This is a genomic window from Nostoc cycadae WK-1 (genome assembly GCF_002897135.1).
In the GTDB taxonomy this organism is placed as follows: domain Bacteria; phylum Cyanobacteriota; class Cyanobacteriia; order Cyanobacteriales; family Nostocaceae; genus Nostoc_B.
Map to the genome: position 1 here is coordinate 1 of NZ_DF978482.1, position 1,276 is coordinate 1,276.

Consider the following 1,276-nt stretch of genomic DNA (forward strand, 5'->3'; position numbering starts at 1 on the left):
CCAGGGCTGAGAACAACATACGAGTTGAAATACACTATTTGTTCTACATCCCTCAAAGGCATATCCAACAGGATGGCAATATAACTGGGAATACCTTTGAGATACCAGACATGGGCTACAGGTGCTGCGAGTTTGATATACCCCATACGATGGCGGCGCACCCTAGATTCTGTGACTTCTACACCACAGCGTTCGCAAACAATACCTCCTGTCTCTTATACACATCTAGATGTGTATAAGAGACAGCCGTTATACCATTTCACTAAAAAAATGATAAAAATAGTTAAATCAGAAATATGAGCAGAAGTTCATGGCTGGAGTCACAAAAGTAAAAATAAAAGAGTCAGCAGAAGAATTACGTGAACTGCTGAAAAAACAAAAAACCGTATTAGGGAAAGAACGTATTCAAGCATTGTATTTACTGAAAATACAGCAGGTAAAGACAATCCAAGATTTGGCAGTAGTGTTGGGAAGAGGAAGTGCCACAGTGCAAAGGTGGTTAAAGGCTTATGCAGAATCGGGAATTGACACTCTGGTATCAAGAAAAAAAGGTTCAGGGCGACCACCAATTATGAACACAGATGTTCGAGAGCAACTTTCAAAGGAACTAGAAGACCCCCAGGGATTTAAAAGTTATGAAGAAATCCGAACATGGTTAAAAGCGGTAGAGGGTGTAGAAGCTTCATACAAAGTAGTACACGATACAGTGCGTTATCGAATGAAAGCGAAGCTAAAAGTGCCGCGTGCAGTAGGCATTAAACACCAACCAGAAGCGGAAGAAGAGTTTAAAAAAAACTCCCACAATACCTAGAAGTAATTCAGAAATATGTCATACCACCAATAGATAGACAAAGAAAAATTAGGTATTGGTGTGAGGATGAAAGCCGTGTGGGGTTAAAGACTGAAGCGGGTAGATTAATTACCAACTTTGGGACTAAACCTATCGGTATCATGCAGTGGAAACGGGATAATTTTTATTTATACGGATTAGTAGAACCGTTAACGGGAGAATATTTTATTTGGGAATTTTCTCATTTAAATGCAGCTTGTTTTCAGATCTTTTTAGAAAAATTCTCTGCTACTTATTCCCAAGATATACATATTATTCAGTTAGACAACGGTGCTTTTCATTTTAGCCAATATCTTCAGATACCAGAGAATATAATTTTATTGTTCCAACCCCCACATACGCCGCAAGTTAATCCAATTGAGCGGTTATGGGAAGAAGTTAAAAGACATTTGGCTTGGGAAAGTTTTACTACGTTAGATGAATTAA

At 38.6% G+C, this 1,276-nt stretch carries 2 protein-coding genes and 1 pseudogene; 2 read left to right on the plus strand and 1 reads right to left on the minus strand.

The annotated features are described in order from the left end of the window. A pseudogene (gene rpoC1, locus NCWK1_RS28965) lies at nt 1-206 on the minus strand (DNA-directed RNA polymerase subunit gamma); the annotation flags it as partial. Between the two features lie 104 nt (nt 207-310). Here rpoC1 and NCWK1_RS28970 point away from each other — a divergent pair. Then, nucleotides 311-811: a helix-turn-helix domain-containing protein gene (locus NCWK1_RS28970; protein ID WP_103127055.1), complete on the plus strand. Its 501-nt coding sequence runs from the start codon at nt 311-313 to the stop codon at nt 809-811. Nucleotides 812-858: 47 nt separating this feature from the next. After that, nucleotides 859-1,276, plus strand: a 418-nt coding sequence (locus NCWK1_RS28975; RefSeq protein ID WP_245895025.1) for an IS630 family transposase, incomplete at its 3' end; no start/stop codon positions are given.

What these genes read in the sequence shown, in the direction of transcription:
- NCWK1_RS28970 (WP_103127055.1), top strand. Translation starts at nt 311, where the DNA reads ATGGCTGGAGTCACAAAAGTAAAAATAAAAGAGTCAGCAGAAGAATTA.